A 24,905-nucleotide genomic window follows, 5' to 3' on the forward strand; every position below is an offset into this window, starting at 1 on the left:
AACACGTGTCAGTAACGCAAGAACAGTCGGAGTGGTTCGCGGGGGCATTCGAGTCCCTGGTGTCCAGCGTGAGCCTGGCGATCCTCGGCAAGGAGGAGACGATCCGACTGGTGATCGCCTCGATGCTCTCCGAGGGGCACGTGCTGCTCGAGGACTACCCAGGCACCGGTAAGACGGTGCTGGCTAAGGCGCTGGCGAACACGCTCGAGGGCACCAATTCGCGCATCCAGTTCACGCCTGATCTTCTGCCGTCCGACGTCACCGGAGTGACGATTTACAACCAGTCGACGAACAAGTTCGAGTTCCACAAGGGCCCGATCTTCGCTTCCGTCGTCCTCGCGGATGAGATCAACCGCGCGTCACCGAAAACCCAGTCGGCGCTCCTCGAAGTGATGGAGGAGGGTGTGGTCACCGTGGACGGTGAAAGCTACCCGGTTGGTAAGCCGTTCATGGTTATCGCGACGCAGAACCCGGTCGAGCAGGCCGGAACCTACAAGCTCCCTGAAGCACAGCTTGACCGGTTCCTCATCAAGACCTCCCTCGGCTACCCGGACCGCGCCACCGCCGTCGACCTGCTGCTCGACTCGGCCAACCGCTCACGTGCGGCTCAGATCAGCCCCATCATCGGCGGTCCGTCACTCCTCGCGATGTCGCAGCTGGCATCCGCCGTTCACGTCGACCGGTCGGTGATGGAGTACATCACCGATATCGTGCACGCCACCAGAGCGCACAAGGACATCGCGCTCGGCTCGAGCATGCGTGGCGGCCTCGCGCTGGCCCGGATGATCAAAACCTGGGCACTCGCCCACGGTCGCACGTACGCGACCCCGGACGACGTCCACCAGCTCGCCGTTCCGGTGCTCGCGCACCGGCTCATCGTCGATGCCGAAAGCGAGTTCGCCGGAGTCAAGGCCGAGGATGTCGTCGCAGGCATCCTCGTCGAACTCCCCGTTCCCGCATACCGCGCAGCGTAGATTCCGGGTTCCCCGACGTCATGACCAGCACAGTAACGACCGAGCCCGAGACCGCGGCGCTTGCCGACCCGGCTGAGGAACCGCAACCTGTCGAGCGGACGCCTCACGCCACGTCCGCCACCCGTGGATCCCGCCTGGCAGCGGCGAAGCGGGCGGGCAGGAGCGCTAAAGTGCCGTTCGTGTTGCTGGGGCGGATCGTTTCATCCTGGGTCGTGTGGCTGTGGGAGGTCAGCAAACCGTACCTGGCCGCGGTCAGCGGACTCGGCGCGCTCGTTCTCGGTGCCGCGGTCGTGACCCTGGTCGCCGGGCTGCTGCTCGGCTGGGCGGAACTCACGGTCGTGGCGATCACCCTGTTCGCGGCGTTGGCCGTCGCGGCGCTGTTCCTGATCGGACGGGCCACGTACGCCGTCGACATCGCCCTCAACCCGAGGCGGGTGACCGTGGGGGAGCGCGCGATCGGGCGCGTGCTCGTCACCAACACCGGCAAAAAGGCGTCAACGGCCACAACACTTGAGGTTCCGGTCGGGCAAGGCCTCGCCGAGTTCTCCATCGGGGCGCTCCAGCCGGGCGCTGACGTCGAAGAGCTCTTCGCTGTGCCGACCAACCGTCGCGCCGTCATCCTCACCGGCCCCGCCGTCTCGATCCGCGGTGACCAGCTGGGTCTGTTCCGGCGTGTCGTGCGCTGGACGGATCAGATCGAACTGTTCGTTCACCCGGTCACCACCCGGCTGCATCCCACGGCGGCTGGACTCGTGCGCGACCTCGAGGGCCAGGTGACCAAGAAGATCACCAACAACGACATCTCCTTCCACGCCCTCCGTGCGTACGTGACCGGAGACGACGTCCGCTACGTCCACTGGCGGACGTCGGCGAGGACCGGGCAGCTCATGGTTCGTCAGTTCGAGGAGTCGAGGCGGAGCCAGCTGACCATCATCCATTCCAGCGACGAGCGCTACTACGCCGGAGACGACGAGTTCGAACTCGCGGTTTCGGTGACGGCATCCATCGGATCCCAGGTGATCCGGGACGGAACCCAGATCAGCGTCGTCACCGAGGGACGCGTCCTCAAGACCCACTCCGTGACATCCCTCCTCGACGACACCTGCCGGGTCGAGAAAATCGTCGGATCTACGGCCACCCCGCGCGACTTCGCCCGCGACGCGACGAAACGGCTGCCGCCGCCGAGCGTCGTCGTCATCGTTGCCGGTTCAGGAATGGAGGCACCGGACTACCGCGCCATCCAGAGGCTGTTCGGCGGGGAAACCAACGTCATCGCGCTCAGGATCGAGAACGGCTCCCGGCCGCGCGTGCAGGACGTCGCCGGGCTCTCGATCGTCACGATCGGTTCTCTCGGCGACCTGCCTCGCGTGATGGCGAGGGCGGTATGAGCGAGAAGACACCAAAGGCCTCGCGATCGGCACCGGCGCCGAGGCTTCCGCGCGGCGAGGTCAGCACCGCTACCTGGCGGGACCTTGCCGTCGTATCCGTGCTCTCGGCGCTGGGGATCTGGGGCCTTGCCCCCGCTTTCAGCGACAACGGTTACCTCCTCGCCGGCCTCGGCGGCCTGCTCGTGGGAACCGCTGCCGGCTACCTTTCGCACCTGTTCCGGCTCAACGCGTTCTTCACCGGTCTGTCGGCGATCGTGCTCTACTTCATGCTTGGAAGCGCACTGGCCATGCCCGGGTATGCGCTGTTTGCCGTTCTCCCGACCTTGACCACCCTCCGCGGGCTGGCGCTCGGGGCGGTGTTCGGCTGGACGGACCTCGTCACCCTGTCCGCCCCCGCCGGTGCGCCCGAGTACATCACCGTTCTGCCGTACGCAGCTGCCTGGCTGGTGGGGCTGGTCACGACGGTGCTTGTGCTCCGCTGGCTTCCGCGGCACGACCGTTCGCCGGCGCGGCTGTCGGTTCTGCTGATCGGGCCCACCGCCCTGTACCTGCTCGGGATCCTCTACGGTACATCCACTCCGTTCCTCGCCGGGCTGCGCGGAATCTCCTTCGCCGTGCTCGCGCTGCTGTGGCTCGGCTGGCGGCGGGGCGGGGTGACGAACGCGAGCCTCCAGGAACGCCGCGGTCTCAACCGCACCAAGCTTCTCGGCAGTGCGATCGTCGCGGTAGCCGCCATCCTCGTGGCAGCCGTCGCCGGCTCGATCCTCATCCCGCCGCCCGAGTCGCGCTTCGTTCTGCGCGAAGAGGTTGTGCCGCCATTCGACCCGCAGGACTACCCCAGCCCGCTCAGCGGGTTCCGTAAATACACGAAAGACCTGGGCGAGACCGACCTGTTCTCGGTGACCGGCCTGGCGGCATCCGATCGTGTCCGCCTCGCTGTGATGGACAGTTACGACGGCCGGCTCTGGGACGTCTCCGGGGCCGAGGACCAAACAGACGGCTCCGGTTCGTTCCGGCTCGTGGGCGACGAACTCCCGGCGCCCGCGTTGCTCGAATCCTCCGGCGCCCGATCGGTCAGCGTGAGCGTCAGCGGATACTCCGGTGTGTGGCTGCCGATCGTCGGCTACCCCGAGACAATCTCTCTTCCCACCGAGCCGACCGATACGTCCCAGGACTTGCGCTACAACGCCGAAACCGCCACCACCGTGATCACGTCCGGCGTCGACACCGGGTACGAGTACAGCTTCACGACGGAGGTGCAGGATGCGTTCAGCGACCAGGCGCTCTCGAACGTGCCCGTCGCGCGGGTGGAGCTGCCGCTCGTCGAGCGCGTTCCGGATGTCGTCGCCGCGAAGGCCGCCGAGTTCGCCGGAGCGGCCACGACCCCGATCGATCAGCTCCGTGCACTCGAGCAGGCCCTGAAGATCAACGGCTTCCTCAGCCATGGCCTTGCCTCTGACAGCGTCCCCTCCCGCGCCGGCCATGGCGCCGACCGCATCGAGGAATTGTTCACCCGGAACCAGATGATCGGCGACGAAGAACAGTTCGCCGCAGCATTTGCGCTGATGGCCCGCTCACTGGGTCACCCGGCCCGTGTCGTGATGGGATTTGCGCCGAAGGATGTGAAGGAGGGGGAGACGGTCACGGTCACCGGCGACGACGTCACCGCGTGGGTCGAAGTGCCGTTCCAGGGCGTCGGATGGGTCGCTTTCTCTCCCACTCCGGACGAGAAGGAGATCCCACAGGACCAGAACCCGAAGCCCAAGACGGAGCCTCAACCGCAGGTCCGGCAACCGCCGCGGGCGGAAAAGCAGGACGACGACCTGCTCACCGAAGTGGACATCAACGACAGCGAAGAGGATGAGAAGAACGAAGACGCCTTCGCTCTCCCTCTGTGGGTCTGGATCCTCGGCGGCGCCCTCGGAGCATCCCTTCTCCTCTACCTCGTGCCCCTGCTCGTGATCGCCGCCATCAAGAGACGACGGATGCGCCTCCGCCGCACCGCGGCTACCGCTGACGCGCGCGCTGCCGGCGCCTGGGACGAACTACTCGACCGCTACGCCGAGGTCGGCTATGTGCTGCCCGAGATCGGAACCCGGCGGATGTTCGCCGCAGACCTGGGCAGCCAGGTCGAAACCGAGGCGGCGCAGGCAAACGGAACAGCAGAGCGGGCGGACCGGCCCGGCGGGCTGGCCACTCTCACCCGCCTCGCGCACGGCACGGACGAGGCCGTATTCTCCGGGCGGAACCTGCCGGAGAAGCGCATCGATGAGCTGTGGCAGACGTCGGTGGAGTCTTCGACCGGCGCGGCGTCGGCGGTAGGCTGGTGGCGCCGGCAGCTGAGCCGGTTCCGGGTTCACACCGGACGGACGATGACGGACCGCCTCACGGCTCCTGGCCGCGGCACGCGATCCGGGCACAAGGGTCAACGCAAGAAAACGGCGGAGTAGAGAAATGAGTGGCGACGGCGTGAACGAGTGGAACGGCTTCGAGCTTCCGCCCCGCCCGCCGCTGCCCGCGCCGGCGACGGATGCTCCCATTCGGAAGATCGGGATGCCACCAGGCATGGAACCGGCGCTCGACACGGTGCCCTCCTCTGATCATGGCATTCCCGTTCCTGTCGCGAGGCCGGAATTCGGCCTCGCCCCCAAGCCATTCGCTCCTCAGCCGACTGCCGCGGACCAGCCCGCCCCGGCCACCGCGCCGACGCCCGTTGCGAAATCAATCGGGAATCCGCGACTCGAACTGCCCGACGGCAGCGTGCTGCCGCTCGGCGAAGGGCTCATCGTCGGCAGGGATCCCCAGCACCAGGAGGGCTACGGGGTCACCGCGCGGGCCCGCCTGCACGACGTCGAACGCAGCGTCTCCAAGACGCATGCCATTCTCGGGGTCGCCGACGGCCGGGTCTGGGTCCTCGACCTCAACTCGACGAACGGCACGGTCCTGATCGCCGCAGATGGCACCGAGACGCTCTGCGCCCCCGAGGTCGCCACGCCACTCCTCGCCAATACGGCCGTGCGGTTCGGTGAGTACCGGGTGCAGGTCGTCTTCGACTGAGCCGATGTCGATACCCAACCCCGCCGAGGGCGCGCAGGGCCGGCCCGCATCCTTCCCGTACACTCTCGCGATCTTCGCCACCGTCCTCTACTTTGCCCTCGTCGTCTGCGCGTTCGGGTTCGTGAGCCTCCTCACCGATACCGATGTCGTTCCCCAGGCGGATGCCGGTCCTCTCGTCGGTCCTGTCGCCACCGCATCCGCCGTGGTGACCGTGCTGCTGTACCTGCTGGGAATCGGGCGTCGCTATCTGCGCGACCTGCACGAGGCGATCGCCGCATCCATCGGCGATCCGGTGAGACTCCCGCTCGGCCGCTCGGTCCTGATCGGAATCGTCAGTTATGTGGTCTACGTCCTCGCCGGCGCGATCGCCTATTCGATCGTGACGGCTGAGGTTTTCACCATCGTCCTCTTCGCCGCCGGGTCCGCCCTCAGCGGGTATGCCATCGCAGTGGGGGTGCTCGCCGCCGCGGTCTCTGTGGTCTACATGCTCGTCCTCGGCAGTGGGGGAGAACATCCGGCGCGTCCGTTATGGCCGTGGGAGCGATAAGGCGAGTACTCTCAGAGTCATGGACCGGTCGCTCGACACGCGAGTGAGCCAGGCGGTCGACGCGTGGCTGCGCTGGCTGCCGCGCTGGCAGCCATCAACGCACCGCGGACGCACGAGGTTGTGCCGTCGCTGTTTCGGATCGCCGATCATGGCGGCCGTCGGGCTCGACCACGACGTACCGCACGCGGTGCAGCACGGACTCTCCACCCGGGTGAAATCGATCGTCGACGACATCGTCGACGACTACACCCAGCGCAATCTTCCCCTGCTGCAGCGCGAGCTGGCCGAGGCGGAACTTCGCCGCGCGCGCCAGTACCGCCCAGAGCGGGGTCTCGAACCGGAGTACGACGGCCTCCCTGTCGACCCGGACCCGATCCCGGGGGAACCGTACCTGTTCACCCTCGCCGGGCTCGCAGGGGAGGAGCCCGCCGACGACGAAGACCTGCCCGTTCCGCTCACCGACGACGAAAAAGCGGCGCTGCGAACCGAGATCCGCCTCGCTGACGAATGTGCCATTCACGCGGGGAAACTCGTGTGCATCTCGATCGAGTCGCACCGTGAGCGGATCCAGGCCGCCGTCGCCCAATACGTCGAGCCGCAGATCGAAGCGCTGCTCGCCGACCTCACCCTCGAGCTGGATTCTCCACCCTCCTTGTGATCGGCGAACATCGGGCCGTACGCTGCCTGGTGCGCTGCCGGGAACAAGCCCCCGTCATTTGACCGGGACACCCCCGGCGGTTAGAATTTCTGAGGTGTGTGCTTTGTCATGCTTCTGAATCGTGCCTTCGGGTGCGACAAAGGGTTCGCAAGGCCGCATCATCAGGGCCGGATAGCTCATGCGCCTGCCCCCACGGCATACCCACCACTTTCAGCTTCGCTCTTCTGCGATGGCGGTGGGTCCAAATGAACTCGCCTCGTGCGAATGCTAGCAAACACATTGCAGCTGTCACCGTGCAGCAAAAACAAGGAGAAGTAGTGCCAACCATTCAGCAGTTGGTCCGCAAGGGTCGCACGCCGAAGGTCGTCAAGACCAAGGCCCCCGCCCTGAAGGCCAACCCCCAGCAGCGTGGCGTATGCACCCGTGTGTACACCACCACCCCGAAGAAGCCGAACTCGGCGATGCGCAAGGTCGCTCGTGTGAAGCTCTCCAACGGCACCGAGGTCACCGCCTACATCCCCGGTGAAGGCCACAACCTTCAGGAGCACTCGATGGTTCTCGTCCGTGGCGGACGTGTGAAGGACCTCCCGGGTGTCCGTTACAAGATCATCCGCGGCGCACTCGACACGCAGGCCGTGAAGAACCGCAAGCAGGCTCGCAGCCGTTACGGCGCAAAGATGGAGAAGAAGTAATGCCTCGTAAGGGACCAGCACCTAAGCGCCCCGTCGTCGCAGACCCCGTCTACGGCGCACCGATTGTCAGCCAGCTCGTCAACAAGATCCTTGTTGACGGGAAGAAAGGCCTCGCCGAGCGCATCGTCTACAACGCACTCGAAGGCGTTTCGTCGAAGAACGGCCAGGACGCCGTCGTCACACTCAAGAAGGCGCTCGACAACGTGCGCCCCACCCTTGAGGTCCGGTCACGCCGCGTCGGTGGTTCGACCTACCAGGTGCCGATTGAAGTCAAGCCGCACCGCGCGAACACTCTCGCACTCCGTTGGCTCACCACCTACGCCAAGGGCCGTCGCGAAAAGACGATGACCGAGCGTCTCACCAACGAGATCCTCGACGCGTCGAACGGCCTCGGTGCCGCGGTCAAGCGCCGCGAAGACACTCACAAGATGGCCGAGTCGAACAAGGCCTTCGCTCACTACCGCTGGTAGTCGCGATCGGATGCCCCGACGCGGCTCCCGCGCCGGGGCATCCGCTCCGCCTGTTCGGCCTTTCCACATTCAACTTCCTGGAGGAACCCAGTGGCACTTGACGTGCTCACCGACCTGAACAAGGTCCGCAACATCGGCATCATGGCCCACATCGATGCCGGTAAGACAACAACCACAGAGCGCATCCTGTTCTACACGGGCGTCAACCACAAGATCGGTGAGACCCACGACGGTGCCTCCACGATGGACTGGATGGAACAGGAGCAGGAGCGTGGCATCACGATCACCTCTGCGGCCACCACGTGTTTCTGGGACAACAACCAGATCAACATCATCGACACCCCCGGTCACGTCGACTTCACCGTCGAGGTGGAGCGTTCGCTCCGCGTTCTCGACGGCGCTGTCGCGGTGTTCGACGGCAAGGAGGGCGTTGAGCCCCAGTCCGAGACCGTCTGGCGCCAGGCCGACAAGTACGACGTCCCGCGCATCTGCTTCGTCAACAAGATGGACAAGCTCGGCGCTGACTTCTACTTCACCGTCGACACCATCATCAAGCGCCTCGGCGCCAAGCCCCTCGTGATCCAGCTCCCCATCGGCGCTGAGAGCGAGTTCGAAGGCGTCGTCGACCTCGTCGAGATGCGTGCGCTGACCTGGCGCGGTGACTCCAAGGGTGACGTCGAGATGGGCGCCAAGTACGCCATCGAAGAGATCCCCGCCGACCTCGTCGAGAAGGCTGCCGAATACCGCAAGCTCCTCCTCGAGACCGTCGCCGAGACCGACGACGCGCTGCTCGAGAAGTACTTCGGTGGCGAAGAGCTGACCGTCGCCGAGATCAAGGGTGCGATCCGCAAACTCACCGTCAACAGCGAGATCTACCCGGTCCTCTGCGGCTCGGCGTTCAAGAACCGCGGCGTCCAGCCGATGCTCGACGCCGTCATCGACTACCTGCCGAACCCGCTCGACGTGCCGGCAACCGAAGCCCGCGACCCGCGCGACGAGGAAAAGATCATCCTCCGTCACCCGGACGCTGCCGAGCCGTTCGCGGCGCTGGCCTTCAAGGTCGCCGTCCACCCGTTCTTCGGTCGTCTGACCTATGTGCGCGTCTACTCCGGCCGGCTCGACTCCGGTGCCCAGGTCATCAACTCGACCAAGGGCAAGAAGGAGCGCATCGGCAAGATCTTCCAGATGCACGCCAACAAGGAAAACCCCGTGGACTTCGTGACCGCAGGTCACATCTACGCCGTCATCGGTCTGAAGGACACCACCACCGGTGACACCCTGAGCGACCCGAACGAGCAGGTCGTACTCGAGTCGATGACCTTCCCTGAGCCCGTCATCTCGGTCGCTATCGAGCCGAAGACGAAGCAGGACCAGGAGAAGCTCGGCACCGCGATTCAGAAGCTGGCAGAAGAGGACCCGACGTTCCGCGTCGAGCAGAACCAGGAAACCGGCCAGACCGTCATCCACGGTATGGGCGAGCTCCACCTCGACATCCTCGTCGACCGGATGAAGCGCGAATTCAAGGTTGAGGCGAACGTGGGCAAGCCCCAGGTCGCCTACCGCGAGACGATCCGCCGTGCGGTTCCGAAGCACGATTACACCCACAAGAAGCAGACCGGTGGCTCAGGCCAGTTCGCGAAGATCCAGTTCGGCCTCGAGCCGCTCGAGATCTCCGCTGAAAAGACCTACGAGTTCGACAACAAGGTCACCGGTGGTCGTATCCCTCGCGAATACATCCCCTCCATCGATGCCGGATTCCAGGACGCACTCCAGGTCGGAATCCTCGCCGGTTACCCGCTCGTCGGTGTGAAGGCGATCCTGCTCGACGGAGCCGCCCACGATGTTGACTCGTCTGAAATGGCGTTCAAGATCGCTGGATCGATGGGCTTCAAAGAGGCCGCACGCAAGGCTGACCCGGTTCTTCTTGAGCCGCTCATGGCCGTCGAGGTGCGTACCCCTGAGGAGTACATGGGCGACGTCATCGGCGACATCAACTCCCGCCGTGGACAGATCCAGTCGATGGAAGACGCCTCTGGCGTCAAGGTGATCGCTGCCAAGGTTCCGCTGTCGGAGATGTTCGGTTACATCGGTGACCTGAGGAGCAAGACCTCGGGTCGCGCGGTGTACTCGATGACGTTCGAGAGCTACGCAGAGGTTCCGAAGGCAGTAGCCGAGGAGATCATCCAGAAGAGCAAGGGCGAGTAATCGCTCTGCGGCGGGGGAGGGCCCTGAGACTCTCCTGTGCAATCCCCCGTCGCGACCTAGTAACATAAACACACAAATCCCCGTAGCAAACCGGTCGCAAACCAGTGCCCGGCTTCGCTACATCAGTCCTGAGGAGGACCATAGTGGCTAAGGCCAAGTTCGAGCGGACCAAGCCGCACGTAAACATCGGTACGATCGGTCACGTCGACCACGGCAAGACGACCCTTACCGCTGCCATCTCCAAGGTGCTTGCTGACAAGTACCCTTCGGCAACGAACGTTCAGCGCGACTTCGCGTCGATCGACTCGGCTCCCGAAGAGCGCCAGCGCGGTATCACGATCAACATCTCTCACGTCGAGTACGAGACGCCTAACCGTCACTACGCTCACGTTGATGCACCCGGCCACGCCGACTACATCAAGAACATGATCACCGGTGCTGCTCAGATGGACGGCGCGATCCTCGTGGTTGCGGCAACCGACGGTCCGATGGCTCAGACCCGTGAGCACGTGCTGCTCGCCAAGCAGGTCGGCGTTCCGTACCTGCTCGTCGCGCTCAACAAGTCCGACATGGTCGACGACGAAGAGATCCTTGAGCTCGTCGAGCTCGAGGTTCGCGAGCTTCTCTCGAGCCAGGGCTTCGACGGCGACGACGCTCCCGTCGTCCGCGTCTCGGGCCTCAAGGCTCTTGAGGGCGACGAGAAGTGGGTCAACTCGGTCCTCGAGCTCATGGAAGCCGTCGACAAGAGCGTCCCGGACCCGATCCGCGACAAGGACAAGCCGTTCCTCATGCCGATCGAGGACGTCTTCACGATCACCGGTCGTGGAACGGTCGTCACCGGCCGCGCCGAGCGTGGAACCCTCCCGATCAACTCCGAGGTCGAAATCGTTGGCATCCGCCCGACGCAGAAGACCATCGTCACGGGTATCGAGATGTTCCACAAGCAGCTCGACGAGGCATGGGCCGGCGAGAACTGTGGTCTCCTGCTCCGCGGCACGAAGCGTGAAGACGTTGAGCGCGGCCAGGTCGTCGTCAAGCCGGGTTCTGTGACCCCTCACACCAACTTCGAGGGAACCGCCTACATCCTGTCCAAGGACGAGGGTGGGCGTCACAACCCGTTCTACGCGAACTACCGCCCGCAGTTCTACTTCCGCACCACCGACGTCACCGGCGTCATCACGCTGCCCGAGGGCACCGAGATGGTCATGCCCGGCGACACCACCGAAATGACCGTTGAGCTGATCCAGCCCATCGCCATGGAAGAGGGCCTCGGCTACGCAATCCGTGAGGGTGGCCGCACCGTCGGTGCAGGCACCGTCACCAAGGTTCTCAAGTAGCACGAACCTGTAGCTCCTGAAGAGGGCCCGGCCGAAAGGCCGGGCCCTTTGTGCGTTCGTCTACATTCACACGGGGGACACCCGAACTGGGGGATGGGCCGAGTTCCGAAAAGGATGTGAAGATTCCTCATGTCTGGCAGTCTGGAGTCAGCCGTGACGACCCCCCTCGGTCACGACCACCGGCGGCCCCACCCCCCTCAGGGGCCGTCGGTTGGGGGTGTTCCGCTCCGGGTGCTGGTTCGGGGCCGCGGCGTTGGGGTGCGCACAACTCCTGCTGGATGGCCGGTTGCAGCACTGCCAGTACCGAATCGCGCGGCTGGGTGTTGCCTCGAGCCGCGGTTTGGCGGAGTTATGCGCCGGATTCGGTGCTGAGGCGTGGGGTGTGCACAACTCCTGCTGGACGGTGGGCCGCTGGGCTACCAGTGCCGTGATCCCGCCGCCGACTGCCGAGTCGTGGCCAGGTTTGGCGGAGCTGTGCGCCCATGTGGCGGGGTCGATCGGCGCGACACGCCCGGGTTGCACTATGCCGGTCTTTCTGTCAGACTCATCTAGTTCAACATTTCCGTGCCTTCGCGCCGGAATCACTGCCAGGCAGTGCATAGGTCACGTTCGTAACTGAGCAAGTAAACCTAGGCCGCGGGTAGCAGAACATCGACTTGGTCGACAATCCCAACACTGGCACACGCCGCAACCGCAGGGTATCTCTGCGTGCGCGGAGCCCGGGGCGGGAAGCCGACAAAGACTTGACAGTAAAACAGTGGTGCGACAGCAAGTAGTGCCCAGCGTTGTCCTCAACGCTAAGAAGCGCGTCCAATGCGAAGGAATTCGTAAGACGCAAGACAGAGAGCGAGTCAAAAATGGCGGGACAGAAGATCCGCATTCGACTTAAGTCATATGACCACGAGGTCATTGACACCTCGGCGCGGAAGATCGTCGACACGGTAACCCGCGCGGGTGCCACGGTTGTCGGCCCGGTGCCGCTTCCGACGGAGAAGAACGTGGTGTGTGTCATCCGTTCTCCCCACAAGTACAAGGACAGCCGGGAGCACTTCGAGATGCGCACCCACAAGCGTCTGATCGACATCATTGACCCGACGCCCAAGGCCGTCGACTCGCTCATGCGACTCGACCTGCCGGCCGACGTCAACATCGAGATCAAGCTCTAAGGGAACGCATGTCTACGCAGAACAAGACCAGCAAGGGTCTGCTCGGCAAGAAGCTTGGCATGACCCAGGTCTGGGACGAGAACAACAAGCTCGTGCCCGTGACCGTTATCGAAATCACCCCGAACGTCGTGACGCAGATTCGCACGCCCGAGGTTGACGGCTACAACGCGGTTCAGATCGCTTACGGCCAGATCGACCCGCGCAAGGTGAACAAGCCGGACGCAGGACACTTCGACAAGGCAGGCGTCACGCCTCGCCGCCACGTCACCGAGGTCCGCACCGCTGACGCCGGCGACTACACCCCGGGCCAGGAGCTCACCGTTGATGGAACGTTCGAAGCCGGCCAGAAGGTCGACGTCGTCGGAACCAGCAAGGGTAAGGGTTTCGCCGGTGTGATGAAGCGCCACAACTTCAAGGGTGTCTCCGCATCTCACGGTGCGCACCGCAACCACCGCAAGCCCGGTTCCATCGGTGCTTCGTCGACCCCGAGCCGTGTCTTCAAAGGCATGCGCATGGCCGGTCGCATGGGTGGAGAGCGCGTGACCGTGCTCAACCTGCACGTCCACTCGGTTGACGCCGACAAGGGCCTGCTGCTCGTCAAGGGTGCCGTTCCCGGCGCTCGTGGCCGCATCGTTTTCGTTCGCAACGCAGTGAAGGGAGCGTAGTTAGATGACCGACGCAACTAGCACCGCAACGCTCGACGTTCTCGACACGAAGGGCAAGAAGTCCGGCACTGTCGAACTGCCCGCCGAGTTGTTCGACGCAGTAACCAACGTTCCGCTGATCCACCAGGTCGTTGTCGCGCAGCTCGCTGCCGCACGCCAGGGAACCCACAAGACCAAGCGTCGTGGCGAGGTTTCCGGTGCAGGTCGCAAGCCGTTCAAGCAGAAGGGAACCGGTCGCGCTCGTCAGGGCTCGATCCGCGCCCCCCAGATGACCGGTGGTGGCGTCGTCCACGGACCGCAGCCGCGTGACTACTCGCAGCGCACCCCCAAGAAGATGATCGCCGCCGCCCTGCGTGGAGCGCTCTCCGACCGGGCCCGTGGCGAGCGTATCCACGTCGTCGAAACCCTCGTGATCGCTGAAGAGCGCGTCACCAAGGCCGCCGTGGACTACCTGGCAACCATCGCCACCTCTCCTCACGTGCTCGTCGTTCTCGAACGCGCCGACGTTGAGAGCTACAAGGCGGTTCGCAACATCCCAACCGTTCACGTCATCAACCATGACCAGCTGAACGCCTACGACGTGCTTGTGTCAGACGACATCGTCTTCACCAAGGCAGCCTTCGACGCTTTCGTCGCCGGCCCCGCCAAGGGCAAGTCGGTCACGGCTGTCGCTTCGTCTGCTGACGTCACTGAGGAGGCCTAGCCATGACCAACATCAACAAGGACCCGCGCGACGTCATCATCTCGCCGGTCGTATCAGAGAAGAGCTACGGCTTGATCGACGAGGGTAAGTACACCTTCGTCGTCGAGCCGAACGCGAACAAGACCGAGATCAAGCTCGCTATCGAGAAGATCTTCAACGTCAAGGTCGCCTCGGTCAACACTCTGAACCGCACCGGCAAGACCCGTCGCACCAAGTTCGGTATCGGCAAGCGCAAGGACACCAAGCGCGCCATCGTGACGCTCAAATCCGGTTCCATCGACATCTTCACGGCTGTCGGCTAGGAGCGTAAGGAAAAACTATGGCTATTCGTAAGTACAAGCCCACGACCCCAGGTCGTCGTGGATCGAGCGTCGCTGATTTCGCTGAAATCACGCGTTCGACCCCTGAGAAGTCGCTGCTGCGTCCCCTCTCGAAGACCGGTGGTCGCAACAACCAGGGCCGCATCACGACCCGTCACATCGGTGGTGGCCACAAGCGCCAGTACCGCGTTATCGACTTCCGTCGTAACGACAAAGACGGCGTCAACGCCCGCGTCGCTCACATCGAGTACGACCCCAACCGCACGGCGCGCATTGCGCTCCTGCACTTCGTCGATGGCACCAAGCGCTACATTCTCGCTCCCAACAAGCTCTCACAGGGTGACGTTGTCGAGTCGGGTGCCGGCGCTGACATCAAGCCGGGCAACAACCTGCCGCTGAAGAACATCCCCACAGGTACCGTCATCCACGCAATCGAATTGCGTCCGGGTGGAGGCGCCAAGATGGCTCGCTCAGCAGGCGCTTCGGTTCGTCTCGTCGCCAAGGATGGCATCTACGCGCAGCTCCGCCTGCCGTCCGGTGAAATCCGCAACGTCGACGCACGCTGCCGCGCGACGATCGGCGAGGTCGGCAACGCCGAGCAGTCGAACATCAACTGGGGAAAGGCCGGCCGCAAGCGCTGGAAGGGCGTTCGCCCGACCGTCCGCGGTGTCGCCATGAACCCGGTCGACCACCCACACGGTGGTGGTGAGGGCAAGACCTCCGGTGGACGCCACCCGGTCAGCCCGTGGGGCCAGAAAGAAGGCCGCACACGCCACCCGAACAAGGAAAGCGACAAGCTCATCGTTCGTCGCCGCACCGCCACCAAGAAGCGTAAGTAGGAGTTGTAGAAGATGCCACGCAGTCTTAAGAAGGGCCCCTTCGTTGATGACCACCTGCTCCGCAAGGTGGTTCGCGCGAACGAGGCCAAGAGCAAGAACGTCATCAAGACCTGGTCGCGCCGTTCGATGATCGTCCCGGCCATGCTCGGACACACCATCGCGGTGCACGACGGTCGCAAGCACATCCCGGTGTTCGTCACCGAGACGATGGTCGGGCACAAGCTCGGCGAGTTTGCACCCACCCGCACCTTCCGTGGACACGTGAAGGATGACAAGAAGGGTCGTCGCCGCTAACGCGGTGACGAAAAGGAGGAGAGAAATGGTGGAGTCAGTCGCACGCGTGCGTCACATCCGCGTCACCCCCATGAAGGCCCGCCGCGTCGTCAACATGATCCGCGGAAAGCAGGCCGCTGAGGCCCTGGCCATTCTGAAGTTCGCACCGCAGGGTGCGTCAGAACCCGTCTACAAGCTGGTCGCCTCTGCCATCGCGAACGCTCGCGTCAAGGCAGACAAAGACAACCAGTTCCTGGACGAGCAGGACCTGTACATCGCCAAGGCATTCGTCGACGAGGGTGCAACCCTCAAGCGTTTCCAGCCGCGTGCCCAGGGCCGCGCATTCCAGATTCTGAAGCGCACCAGCCACATCACTGTTGTGCTCGCCACTCCTGAGGAGGGTACGAAGTAATGGGTCAGAAAGTAAACCCGTACGGCTTCCGCCTCGGCATCACCACCGACCACGTGTCGCGTTGGTTTGCCGACAGCACCAAGCCGGGCCAGCGTTACAGCGATTACGTCGCCGAGGACGTCAAGATCCGTCGACTGCTGGGCACCTCGCTTGACCGCGCCGGTGTCTCGCGCATCGAGATCGAGCGCACCCGTGACCGTGTTCGCGTCGACATTCACACCGCCCGCCCGGGCATCGTGATCGGTCGCCGCGGCGCCGAGGCGGAGCGCATTCGCACCGACCTCGAAAAGCTCACCGGCAAGCAGATCCAGCTGAACATCCTCGAGGTCAAGAACCCCGAGGCTGACGCCCAGCTGGTCGCGCAGGGCATCGCCGAGCAGCTCTCCGCACGTGTGGCCTTCCGCCGCGCAATGCGTAAGGGACTGCAGGGCGCCCAGCGCACGTCCACCGTCAAGGGTGTTCGCATCCAGGTCTCCGGCCGCCTCGGTGGCGCCGAGATGAGCCGTTCCGAGTTCTACCGCGAAGGCCGTGTGCCGCTGCACACGCTCCGCGCGAACATCGACTACGGCTTCTACGAGGCAAAGACCACCTTCGGCCGCATCGGCGTGAAGGTCTGGATCTACAAGGGCGACATCACCAACAAGGAACTCGCTCGCGAGCAGGCCAACGCCAAGTCGACCCGCCCAGAGCGTAGCGACCGTCCGCGCCGTGCACCGCGTGCCGAGGCTCCCGTCGCAGAAGGGGCAAGCGCGTAATCATGCTTATTCCACGTCGAGTCAAGCACCGCAAGCAGCACCGTCCCCACCGCACTGGCCAGGCCACCGGTGGAACCGTTGTCAGCTTCGGCGAGTACGGCATCCAGGCCCTCACGCCTGCTTACGTGACCAACCGTCAGATCGAGTCCGCTCGTATCGCGATGACGCGTCACATCAAGCGTGGTGGAAAGGTGTGGATCAACATCTACCCCGACCGTCCGCTCACCAAGAAGCCTGCCGAAACCCGCATGGGTTCCGGTAAGGGTTCGCCCGAGTGGTGGGTCGCGAACGTCAAGCCCGGCCGTGTGCTCTTCGAGGTCGCCGGCGTCTCTGAGACGCTTGCCCGCGAAGCACTCACCCGTGCAATCCACAAGCTGCCTCTCAAGGCACGCATCATCAAGCGCGAGGAGGGCGACGCATAATGGCGATCGGTTCCAAGGAGCTCACCCCCGTTGAGCTCGACACATTTGAAGACGAACGTCTTGTCGACGAGCTGCGCAAGGCCAAGGAAGAGCTGTTCAACCTGCGCTTCCAGGCCGCTACCGGCCAGCTCGAGACCCACGGCCGCCTGCGTGCCGTGAAGCGCGACATCTCTCGCATCTACACGATCATCCGTGAGCGCGAGCTCGGCATTCGGGCAACCCCCGTCGCCGCAGAGGTGCCTGCCAAGGCTGCGAAGAAAACCAAGAAGAAGGATGCGGCCGCTGAGGCAGCACCCGAAACCGAGACTGAGGAGGCCAAGTAATGGCTAAGTCTGACGCTAAGAGCGCAGCACCCGAGGTCGCCGCAGTAGAGGCCCAGGCCGTTGTTCGTGGCTACCGCAAAACCGCACGTGGCTACGTCATCAGCGACCGCATGGACAAGACCATCGTCGTTGAGGTCGAAGACCGCGTAAAGCACCCGCTTTACGGCAAGGTCATCCGCCGCACCTCCAAGAGGAAGGTGCACGACGAGCTCAACGCCGCCGGCATCGGTGACCTCGTCCTGATCAGTGAGACCCGTCCGCTGAGCGCCACCAAGCGCTGGCGCCTGGTCGAGATCCTCGAGAAGGCCAAGTAAGCCTCGCGGCTTGCTTGTCATAAGGAGTTAGAAAATGCTTCAGCAGGAATCCCGAGTAAAGGTCGCCGACAACACCGGCGCCAAGGAGCTTCTCACCATCCGTGTTCTCGGTGGATCAGGCCGTCGTTACGCCAGCCTCGGCGACACGATCGTTGCAACGGTCAAGGACGCGATCCCCGGTGGGAACGTCAAGAAGGGTGACGTCGTCAAAGCCGTCATCGTTCGCACCAAGAAGGAAGTCCGTCGTCCGGACGGCTCCTACATCAAGTTCGATGAGAACGCAGCAGTGATTTTGAAGAACGACGGCGACCCCCGCGGTACCCGTATCTTCGGACCGGTCGGTCGCGAGCTTCGCGACAAGAAGTTCATGAAGATCGTCTCGCTGGCACCGGAGGTTATTTAGTCATGGCGAAGATCAAAAAGGGCGACCTCGTCCAGGTCATCTCAGGTCCGACCCAGGCTCGCGGCGGTTCTCGCGGCAAGCAGGGCAAGGTCATCGAGGTGCTGGTCGAGAAGAACCGCGTCATCGTTGAGGGCGTCAACTACGTCACCAAGCACGTCCGTCAGGGACAGAGCCAGCGTGGAACGAAGACTGGTGGGATTGAAACCCACGAGGCTCCGATTCACATCTCGAACGTGGCGCTCGTCGACCCCGAGACCAAGAAGCCGACTCGCGTCGGCCACCGTAATGAGCAAGTAACGAAGAACGGCGTCACCAAGACGGTCCGCGTTCGTTACGCCAAAAAGTCAGGTAAGGACCTTTAATGACTGACACGGCAGTGGAGGCTGGCAAAATCCAGCCCCGCCTCAAGCAGAAGTACAAGGCAGAGCTCCAGGAGCAGCTGCTCAAGGACCTCGGCCTGACCAACGTGCACCAGATCCCGACGCTCACCAAGATCGTCGTGAACATGGGTGTCGGCGAGGCAGCCCGCGATGGCAAGATCATCGATGGCGCCGTCGCCGACCTGACCAAGATCACCGGTCAGAAGCCGCAGATCACGAAGGCACGCAAGTCGATCGCACAGTTCAAGCTGCGCGAAGGACAGCCCATCGGAACCCACGTCACGCTTCGTGGAGACCGCATGTGGGAGTTCCTCGACCGCCTGCTGAGCCTCGCGCTCCCTCGTATCCGCGACTTCCGCGGCCTGAGCCCGAAGCAGTTCGACGGCTCGGGAAACTACACCTTCGGTCTGACCGAGCAGTCGATGTTCCACGAGATCGACCAGGACAAGATCGACCGGGTTCGCGGTATGGACATCACGGTCGTCACGACCGCGAAGAACGACGAACAGGGTCGCGCGCTGCTCAAGGCGCTCGGCTTCCCGTTCAAGACCGCTGAAAACCAGGCGTAACAGAACACTCAGCAAAGTAGCGGTATATTAGGTCGGTTGCTTGCAGCCGGCTTGGATGCCGCGGCACAACTGAAGAACTTGATCGCCTCGGCGCCGGTCGACCGATTTCCTCGTGAAATCGGGAGGCCGGCGCATTGCGGCGAAAAAGATCAGGGGGGCGGAGCATCCGCTTCACCCCTAACCACCACAGGTCGTCATTCGTGTAACGGGTGAACGAAACCTGGTGAACGAAGGAAATCACCTATGACAATGACAGATCCGGTCGCAGACATGCTGACCAGACTGCGCAACGCGAACTCGGCACACCACGACACCGTGTCGATGCCGCACTCGAAGCTCAAGTCGCACATCGCCGACATCCTCACCTCTGAGGGCTACATCTCCGGCTGGGAAGTTGCAGACGCTCGCGTCGGCCAGACCCTCACCCTGAACCTCAAGTTCGGCCCGAACCGTGAACGCTCCATCGTGGGCATCAAGCGCGTTTCGAAGCCCGGCCTCCGTGTCTACGCAAAGTCGACCGAGATCCCCAAGGTTCTCGGTGGCCTCGGCGTCGCCATCCTGTCCACCTCCTCCGGTCTGCTCACCGACCGTCAGGCCGAGAAGAAGGGCGTAGGTGGGGAAGTCCTCGCCTACGTGTGGTAGCCACAAATGTCGCGTATTGGAAGACTCCCCATTGAGATCCCCGCAGGCGTCACCGTCGCGGTCGACGGCTCCGTCGTCTCCGTCAAGGGCCCGAAGGGCGAGCTGATGCTCACCGTCGCCAGCCCGATCGAGGCCACGGTCGAGGACAACCAGGTTCTGGTTACCCGGCCGGACGACGAGCGTGAATCGCGCTCCCTGCACGGGCTCACCCGTACCCTCATCAGCAACCAGATCATCGGCGTCACCCAGGGTTACACCAAGGGCCTCGAAGTTGTCGGAACCGGTTACCGCGTGGCTCAGAAGGGCAGCTCGGTCGAGTTCGCCCTCGGCTTCTCCCACCCGGTCCTGATCGAGCCGCCTGCTGGCATCACGCTCACCGTCGAGGGCAACAACAAGCTCACGGTGTCCGGGATCGACAAGCAGGCCGTCGGCGAGGCTGCTGCCAACATCCGTAAGATTCGCAAGCCTGAGCCCTACAAGGGCAAGGGTGTGCGTTACGCCGGCGAGATCGTTCGCCGCAAGGCCGGAAAGGCTGGTAAGTAACCATGGCCGTAAAGTCCAAGTCGGCTGCCCGTGACCGTCGTCACGCGCGCCTCCGTAAGAAGATCGATGGAACCGCGGCTCGCCCGCGTCTCGTCGTGACCCGTTCGGCTCGTCACGTATTCGTCCAGGTCGTTGACGACAGCAAGGGTTTCACCCTCGCGTCGGCATCCACCCTCGAAGCTGACCTCCGTACCTTTGACGGTGACAAGACCGCCAAAGCCAGGAAGGTCGGCGAGCTCGTTGCAGAACGTGCGAAGAGCGCCGGTATCGAAGAAGTCGTTTTTGACCGTGGTGGTAACCGGTACGCGGGTCGCGTTGCGGCCATCGCCGAAGGTGCTCGAGAGGGTGGGTTGAACCTGTGAGTGATGCAAGCAAGGTTGAGGCCGCTACCGCGGACCAGCCAGTTGAGAAGCCGGTCGAGACCGCTGCCGGAACCGAAAGCTCCGGGCGCGTTGACGCACGGGGCGACCGCGGCAGCCGTGGCGGCCGGGGCGAACGCAACCAGGGTCGCGAGCGCAACAGCCGCGACGCTGACAAGAGCCAGTTCCTCGAGCGCGTTGTCACCATCAACCGCGTGTCCAAGGTCGTCAAGGGTGGTCGTCGCTTCAGCTTCACCGCTCTCGTCGTCGTCGGAGACGGAAACGGTCTCGTTGGTGTCGGCTACGGCAAGGCACGCGAAGTTCCCCTCGCGATCTCGAAGGGCGTCGAAGAAGCCAAGAAGAACTTCTTCCGCGTTCCCCGGGTCGGATCGACCATCCCGCACCCCGTCCAGGGTGAGGCTGCTGCCGGAGTCGTCCTCCTGCGTCCGGCCGCTGCAGGTACCGGTGTTATCGCCGGTGGTCCTGTGCGCGCCGTTCTGGAGTGCGCCGGCATCCACGACGTCCTGAGCAAGTCGCTCGGTTCGTCGAACACGATCAACATCGTTCACGCCACTGTTACGGCGCTGAAGATGCTCGAAGAGCCCCGCGCTGTTGCAGCCCGCCGTGGCAAGGAGTACTCAGAAATCGCTCCTGCCAAGCTGCTCGAGATCGAGGCTCAGGCCGCTGCCAAGGCTGCGGCTACCGCAAAGGTAGGTGCCTGATGGCTCAGCTGAAGATCACGCAGACCAAATCCAAAATTAGTGAGAAGCAGTACCAGCGCGACACGCTGCGCAGCCTGGGACTGAAGCGCATCGGTGCTGTCGTCGTCCGCGAGGACAACGCGCAGAACCGTGGCTACGTCAACACTGTTGCTCACCTCGTAAAGGTTGAGGAGATCGACTAATGGCTGACGACAAGAAGGACGTCACCGAGGAGACCGCCAAGAAGGCTCCCGCGAAGAAGGCGCCCGCCAAGGCTGCTGCCGACAAGGCTCCAGCCAAGAAGGCTCCTGCGAAGAAGGCTGCTGCTCCGAAGGAATCGGCCAAGGCTGAGACCGTTGCGGCTGACGCGCCGAAGGCTCCCGTCAAGAAGGCTCCGGCAAAGAAGGCTCCGGCCAAGAATGCCGAAGAAGAGACCCCACGCGCCCAGGTGCTCAAGGTCCACCACCTCCGCCCGGCAGAAGGATCCAAGAAGGCACGCCAGCGTGTCGGTCGTGGTGAAGGCTCGAAGGGTAAGACGGCTGGCCGCGGTACCAAGGGTACGAAGGCGCGCAACACGGTTCGGCCTGGCTTCCAGGGCGGACAGCTTCCGCTGCACATGCGTGCTCCGAAGCTGCGCGGGTTCAAGAACCCGTTCCGCGTCGAGTACCAGGTCGTGAACCTCGAGAAGCTCGCTGAGCTCTACCCGAAGGGCGGAGACGTCACCGTCTCCGACCTCGTGGCCAAGGGCGCCGTTCGCAAGAACGAGAAGGTCAAGGTCCTCGGAGACGGCGACATTTCCGTGAAGCTGACGATTTCCGTAGACAAGGTCTCCGGGTCGGCTGAGCAGAAGATCGTCGCCGCTGGCGGTTCTGTAAAGTAATTCCACAGACGCCGGTCTGTCCGTCGCGCAAAGCGAACGGGGAACCGATTGTTCGACGGGCCCGGTAATCGAGTAGATTCGATTGCCGGGCCTGTTTGACGACTGGACCATTTACCGGCACCAAGAGCTGAAATACTCGGCTCGAAACCAGGAGGCCTTTTTTGTTTAGCGCCGTTGCGCGGATCTTCCGCACACCAGACCTTCGCCGGAAGATCGGGTTCACACTGGGCATCATGGCCCTGTACCGACTCGGGTCGTTCGTGCCCGCGCCGTTCGTTGACTTCGGTAACGTCCAGTCCTGCCTCGAGCAGAACCAGGGCACCTCCGGCCTCTATGAGCTCGTCAACCTGTTCTCGGGTGGCGCGCTGCTCCAGCTGTCGATCTTCGCGCTGGGCATCATGCCGTACATCACGGCCTCGATCATCGTGCAGCTCCTGCGCGTGGTCATCCCTCACTTTGAAACTCTGCACAAAGAAGGCCAGTCGGGCCAGGGCAAGCTGACCCAGTACACCCGTTACCTGACGATCTTCCTCGGCATCCTCCAGTCGACGACGCTGATCACCGTGGCGCGAAGCGGCGCCCTCTTCGGCACGAACACGAGCGCCGAGTGCAGCCAGTTGCTCACCAACGACACCTGGTACGCCGTCCTGCTCATGGTCATCACCATGACAGCGGGCACCGGCCTGATCATGTGGTTCGGTGAGATGATCACCGAACGCGGCATCGGCAATGGCATGTCGCTCCTCATCTTCACCTCGATCGCTGCCACGTTCCCCGGCTCGCTCCTCGCGATCATCCAGTCCAGGGGCTTCGACACGTTCCTGCTTGTCCTCGCCGTCGGCCTCCTCATCATGATGGCTGTCGTCTTCGTCGAGCAGTCGCAGCGGCGCATCCCGGTGCAGTACGCAAAGCGGATGGTCGGACGCCGGACTTTCGGCGGCAACAACACGTACATCCCGATCAAGGTGAACATGGCCGGCGTGATCCCCGTCATCTTCGCGTCGTCGCTGCTGTACCTGCCCGCCCTGATCGCGCAGTTCAACACGCCAGCCGCGGGTGAGGAACCCGCAGCCTGGGTGACATGGATCACCACGTACCTCACCAGCGGAGACCACCCGCTGTACATGGCCCTGTACTTCCTGCTGAACGTCGGCTTCACCTACTTCTACGTCGCGATCACCTTCAACCCCGAAGAAGTCGCAGACAACATGAAGAAGTACGGCGGCTTCATTCCCGGCATCCGTGCCGGCCGGCCGACCGCCGAGTACCTCGACTACGTGCTGACCCGCGTCACGCTGGCCGGTGCACTGTACCTCGGCTGCATCGCGCTCATCCCGCTGATCGCACTCGCCCTCGTCGGCGCCAACCAGAACTTCCCGTTCGGCGGCGCGAGCATCCTCATCATCGTCGGTGTCGGACTTGAGACGGTCAAGCAAATCGACGCGCAACTGCAACAGCGTCACTACGAAGGGCTGCTGCGATGAGCGCGCGTCTGCTGATCGTCGGCCCGCCAGGAGCCGGCAAGGGAACGCAGGCGGCAGTCCTCGCGGACGCGCTCGGGATCCCGGCGATCTCTACCGGAGACATCTTCCGCGCCAACATCAAGGAAGGCACGGAGCTTGGGCAGAAAGTCCAGGCGATCGTGTCCTCCGGCGGGTACGTTCCGGACTCCCTCACCAACGCCATCGTTCAGGACCGGCTGCACCAGGCGGATGCTGTCAACGGCTTCCTCCTCGACGGCTATCCGCGGACCGCGGACCAGGTAGCCGAACTCGACCGCATCCTCGCCGAAACCGGTTCGGAGCTTGGCGCCGTCGTCCAGCTCGTCGCTGACCCTGACGAGGTCGTTAAGCGGCTGCTGAAGAGGGCTGCCGAGCAGGGCCGCGCCGACGACACCGAAGAGGTCATCCGTCACCGCCAGGACGTGTACCACGAGCAGACCGAGCCGGTGATCGCCGCGTACAAGGACCGTGGCATCGTCGTCGAGGTCGACGGGCTCGGCGAGGTCGACGAGGTCAGCGAGCGTGTCCGCGCCGCTCTCGCCGAGCACGGCGTTCGGTTCCCAACGTCCTGATGCTTCGCAAATCGATCTACAAGTCACCGGCGCAGCTCCGGCTGATGCTGGAGCCAGGCCGGATCACCGCAGCATCGCTTGTCGCGGCCAGGGAAGCTCTGCGCGTCGGCGGGACGACCGCACAGGTGGATGCCGCCGCGGAGAAGGCCATCCTGGACCTGGGCGCGTCACCGAACTTCAAGCTCGAAGCCGGTTATTTCCACACGATCTGCGCATCGGTAAACGAGGACGTCGTCCACGGGATCCCCAACGGCCGCGTTCTCGAGCCTGGTGACATCGTCTCGATCGACAGCGGAGCGATCCTCGGCGGCTGGAACGGCGACGCCGCGATCAGCATCGTTCTGCCTGACCCGGCGCGGCCCGAGCTGGTCGCCGAGCGACAGAAGCTTTCGGATGTGACCGAGGGCTCGCTGTGGGCTGGAATCGCCCGGCTCGCCACCGCTAAGCACCTCAATGAGGTCGGCGACGCGGTACAGGGCTATGTCGAAGACCGTGGCACCTACGGCATCCTCACCGACTACGTCGGGCACGGTATCGGCCGATCCATGCACGAGGCGCCGCCCGTTTTCAACTACCGGGTGCGGCAGAAGGGCCCCGAGGTCAAACCAGGGCTCGTCGTCGCGATCGAACCGATGGTCGTACTCGGCAGCATCGACACGCACACCAAGGACGATGACTGGACCGTCGCAACCGATGACGGCCTCGCCGCCGCCCACTGGGAGCACAGTGTCGCCGTGCACAAGGACGGCATCTGGGTGCTCACCGCCGAAGACGGCGGGGCACGCGGTCTGGCACCGTTCGGGATCACGCCGACGCCGATCGCCTGATCCGGAT

At 63.8% G+C, this 24,905-nt stretch carries 33 protein-coding genes; all 33 read left to right on the plus strand.

Annotated features, from left to right (window positions below):
- The first annotated feature begins 5 nt into the window (after positions 1 to 5).
- Positions 6 to 974 (plus strand): AAA family ATPase, encoded by a 969-nt coding sequence (locus BM197_RS13105; RefSeq protein ID WP_090712253.1) that lies wholly within the window; start codon positions 6 to 8, stop codon positions 972 to 974.
- Between the two features lie 20 nt (positions 975 to 994).
- Positions 995 to 2,362, plus strand: a complete 1,368-nt coding sequence (locus BM197_RS13110) for a DUF58 domain-containing protein (protein ID WP_090712255.1) — start codon at positions 995 to 997, stop codon at positions 2,360 to 2,362.
- Positions 2,359 to 4,812, plus strand: a complete 2,454-nt coding sequence (locus BM197_RS13115; protein WP_090712257.1) for a transglutaminase TgpA family protein — start codon at positions 2,359 to 2,361, stop codon at positions 4,810 to 4,812. Before BM197_RS13110 ends, BM197_RS13115 begins: the two co-directional genes overlap by 4 nt.
- A gap of 4 nt (positions 4,813 to 4,816) precedes the next feature.
- A complete protein-coding gene (locus BM197_RS13120) occupies positions 4,817 to 5,419 on the plus strand; it encodes an FHA domain-containing protein (protein ID WP_090712259.1) in 603 nt (200 codons plus the stop codon).
- 4 nt (positions 5,420 to 5,423) lie between these two features.
- Positions 5,424 to 5,966, plus strand: a complete 543-nt coding sequence (locus tag BM197_RS13125; RefSeq protein WP_090712261.1) for a DUF6121 family protein — start codon at positions 5,424 to 5,426, stop codon at positions 5,964 to 5,966.
- A gap of 19 nt (positions 5,967 to 5,985) precedes the next feature.
- Positions 5,986 to 6,624, plus strand: a complete 639-nt coding sequence (locus BM197_RS13130) for a spermidine/putrescine ABC transporter substrate-binding protein (protein WP_090712263.1) — start codon at positions 5,986 to 5,988, stop codon at positions 6,622 to 6,624.
- Positions 6,625 to 6,941: 317 nt separating this feature from the next.
- Positions 6,942 to 7,316, plus strand: coding sequence for a 30S ribosomal protein S12 (gene rpsL / locus BM197_RS13135; protein WP_090712265.1), 375 nt, complete (start codon positions 6,942 to 6,944; stop codon positions 7,314 to 7,316).
- Positions 7,316 to 7,786, plus strand: a complete 471-nt coding sequence (rpsG, locus tag BM197_RS13140) for a 30S ribosomal protein S7 (RefSeq protein WP_090712268.1) — start codon at positions 7,316 to 7,318, stop codon at positions 7,784 to 7,786. The genes rpsL and rpsG overlap by 1 nt, the downstream gene beginning before the upstream one ends.
- A 90-nt stretch (positions 7,787 to 7,876) precedes the next feature.
- Positions 7,877 to 9,991: an elongation factor G gene (gene fusA / locus BM197_RS13145; protein ID WP_090712270.1), complete on the plus strand. Its 2,115-nt coding sequence runs from the start codon at positions 7,877 to 7,879 to the stop codon at positions 9,989 to 9,991.
- A gap of 143 nt (positions 9,992 to 10,134) precedes the next feature.
- On the plus strand, positions 10,135 to 11,328 hold the full coding sequence (gene tuf, locus BM197_RS13150) for an elongation factor Tu (RefSeq protein ID WP_090712272.1): 1,194 nt from the start codon (positions 10,135 to 10,137) through the stop codon (positions 11,326 to 11,328).
- An 857-nt stretch (positions 11,329 to 12,185) separates the two neighbouring features.
- Positions 12,186 to 12,494 (plus strand): 30S ribosomal protein S10, encoded by a 309-nt coding sequence (gene rpsJ / locus BM197_RS13155; protein WP_005050520.1) that lies wholly within the window; start codon positions 12,186 to 12,188, stop codon positions 12,492 to 12,494.
- 8 nt (positions 12,495 to 12,502) lie between these two features.
- Positions 12,503 to 13,159 carry a 50S ribosomal protein L3 gene (gene rplC, locus BM197_RS13160; RefSeq protein WP_090712274.1) on the plus strand — a complete coding sequence of 219 codons (657 nt, stop codon included), beginning with the start codon at positions 12,503 to 12,505 and terminating at the stop codon, positions 13,157 to 13,159.
- A 4-nt stretch (positions 13,160 to 13,163) separates the two neighbouring features.
- Entirely contained in the window at positions 13,164 to 13,862 is a 699-nt protein-coding gene (rplD, locus tag BM197_RS13165; protein WP_090712276.1) for a 50S ribosomal protein L4, read from the plus strand.
- Positions 13,863 to 13,864: 2 nt separating this feature from the next.
- Positions 13,865 to 14,164 (plus strand): 50S ribosomal protein L23, encoded by a 300-nt coding sequence (rplW, locus tag BM197_RS13170; RefSeq protein ID WP_090712278.1) that lies wholly within the window; start codon positions 13,865 to 13,867, stop codon positions 14,162 to 14,164.
- Positions 14,165 to 14,181: 17 nt separating this feature from the next.
- The gene (rplB, locus tag BM197_RS13175) at positions 14,182 to 15,021 is read left to right on the plus strand and encodes a 50S ribosomal protein L2 (protein ID WP_090712280.1); all 840 of its coding nucleotides are present in this window, start codon (positions 14,182 to 14,184) and stop codon (positions 15,019 to 15,021) included.
- A 12-nt stretch (positions 15,022 to 15,033) separates the two neighbouring features.
- Complete coding sequence (gene rpsS / locus BM197_RS13180) at positions 15,034 to 15,315, plus strand: 30S ribosomal protein S19 (RefSeq protein WP_090712282.1); 282 nt, start codon at positions 15,034 to 15,036, stop codon at positions 15,313 to 15,315.
- 25 nt (positions 15,316 to 15,340) lie between these two features.
- Positions 15,341 to 15,706: a 50S ribosomal protein L22 gene (rplV, locus tag BM197_RS13185; protein WP_090712284.1), complete on the plus strand. Its 366-nt coding sequence runs from the start codon at positions 15,341 to 15,343 to the stop codon at positions 15,704 to 15,706.
- Positions 15,706 to 16,461: a 30S ribosomal protein S3 gene (rpsC, locus tag BM197_RS13190; RefSeq protein ID WP_090712286.1), complete on the plus strand. Its 756-nt coding sequence runs from the start codon at positions 15,706 to 15,708 to the stop codon at positions 16,459 to 16,461. The genes rplV and rpsC overlap by 1 nt, the downstream gene beginning before the upstream one ends.
- Before the next feature lie 2 nt (positions 16,462 to 16,463).
- Complete coding sequence (gene rplP / locus BM197_RS13195) at positions 16,464 to 16,883, plus strand: 50S ribosomal protein L16 (RefSeq protein WP_090712289.1); 420 nt, start codon at positions 16,464 to 16,466, stop codon at positions 16,881 to 16,883.
- A complete protein-coding gene (rpmC, locus tag BM197_RS13200) occupies positions 16,883 to 17,206 on the plus strand; it encodes a 50S ribosomal protein L29 (RefSeq protein ID WP_090712290.1) in 324 nt (107 codons plus the stop codon). Before rplP ends, rpmC begins: the two co-directional genes overlap by 1 nt.
- Entirely contained in the window at positions 17,206 to 17,520 is a 315-nt protein-coding gene (gene rpsQ / locus BM197_RS13205) for a 30S ribosomal protein S17 (RefSeq protein ID WP_090712293.1), read from the plus strand. The genes rpmC and rpsQ overlap by 1 nt, the downstream gene beginning before the upstream one ends.
- A gap of 34 nt (positions 17,521 to 17,554) precedes the next feature.
- Positions 17,555 to 17,923 (plus strand): 50S ribosomal protein L14, encoded by a 369-nt coding sequence (gene rplN / locus BM197_RS13210; RefSeq protein ID WP_090712295.1) that lies wholly within the window; start codon positions 17,555 to 17,557, stop codon positions 17,921 to 17,923.
- Between the two features lie 2 nt (positions 17,924 to 17,925).
- Positions 17,926 to 18,285, plus strand: a complete 360-nt coding sequence (gene rplX / locus BM197_RS13215) for a 50S ribosomal protein L24 (protein ID WP_090712297.1) — start codon at positions 17,926 to 17,928, stop codon at positions 18,283 to 18,285.
- Complete coding sequence (rplE, locus tag BM197_RS13220; RefSeq protein ID WP_090712299.1) at positions 18,285 to 18,872, plus strand: 50S ribosomal protein L5; 588 nt, start codon at positions 18,285 to 18,287, stop codon at positions 18,870 to 18,872. The genes rplX and rplE overlap by 1 nt, the downstream gene beginning before the upstream one ends.
- Positions 18,873 to 19,115: 243 nt before the next feature.
- Positions 19,116 to 19,514, plus strand: a complete 399-nt coding sequence (gene rpsH / locus BM197_RS13225; RefSeq protein ID WP_090712301.1) for a 30S ribosomal protein S8 — start codon at positions 19,116 to 19,118, stop codon at positions 19,512 to 19,514.
- Between the two features lie 6 nt (positions 19,515 to 19,520).
- A complete protein-coding gene (rplF, locus tag BM197_RS13230; RefSeq protein WP_090712303.1) occupies positions 19,521 to 20,057 on the plus strand; it encodes a 50S ribosomal protein L6 in 537 nt (178 codons plus the stop codon).
- 2 nt (positions 20,058 to 20,059) lie between these two features.
- The gene (gene rplR / locus BM197_RS13235) at positions 20,060 to 20,419 is read left to right on the plus strand and encodes a 50S ribosomal protein L18 (protein WP_090712305.1); all 360 of its coding nucleotides are present in this window, start codon (positions 20,060 to 20,062) and stop codon (positions 20,417 to 20,419) included.
- Entirely contained in the window at positions 20,416 to 21,138 is a 723-nt protein-coding gene (gene rpsE, locus BM197_RS13240) for a 30S ribosomal protein S5 (protein WP_090712307.1), read from the plus strand. The genes rplR and rpsE overlap by 4 nt, the downstream gene beginning before the upstream one ends.
- Positions 21,138 to 21,320, plus strand: a complete 183-nt coding sequence (rpmD, locus tag BM197_RS13245) for a 50S ribosomal protein L30 (RefSeq protein WP_177216840.1) — start codon at positions 21,138 to 21,140, stop codon at positions 21,318 to 21,320. Before rpsE ends, rpmD begins: the two co-directional genes overlap by 1 nt.
- Positions 21,320 to 21,997, plus strand: coding sequence for a 50S ribosomal protein L15 (rplO, locus tag BM197_RS13250; RefSeq protein ID WP_090712309.1), 678 nt, complete (start codon positions 21,320 to 21,322; stop codon positions 21,995 to 21,997). Before rpmD ends, rplO begins: the two co-directional genes overlap by 1 nt.
- A gap of 161 nt (positions 21,998 to 22,158) precedes the next feature.
- On the plus strand, positions 22,159 to 23,481 hold the full coding sequence (gene secY / locus BM197_RS13255; protein ID WP_090712311.1) for a preprotein translocase subunit SecY: 1,323 nt from the start codon (positions 22,159 to 22,161) through the stop codon (positions 23,479 to 23,481).
- Positions 23,478 to 24,071 (plus strand): adenylate kinase, encoded by a 594-nt coding sequence (locus BM197_RS13260; protein ID WP_090712313.1) that lies wholly within the window; start codon positions 23,478 to 23,480, stop codon positions 24,069 to 24,071. The genes secY and BM197_RS13260 overlap by 4 nt, the downstream gene beginning before the upstream one ends.
- The gene (gene map, locus BM197_RS13265; RefSeq protein ID WP_090712315.1) at positions 24,071 to 24,898 is read left to right on the plus strand and encodes a type I methionyl aminopeptidase; all 828 of its coding nucleotides are present in this window, start codon (positions 24,071 to 24,073) and stop codon (positions 24,896 to 24,898) included. Before BM197_RS13260 ends, map begins: the two co-directional genes overlap by 1 nt.
- Positions 24,899 to 24,905: the final 7 nt, after the last annotated feature.

Source organism: Mycetocola miduiensis (genome assembly GCF_900115155.1).
Lineage (GTDB): Bacteria > Actinomycetota > Actinomycetes > Actinomycetales > Microbacteriaceae > Mycetocola_A > Mycetocola_A miduiensis.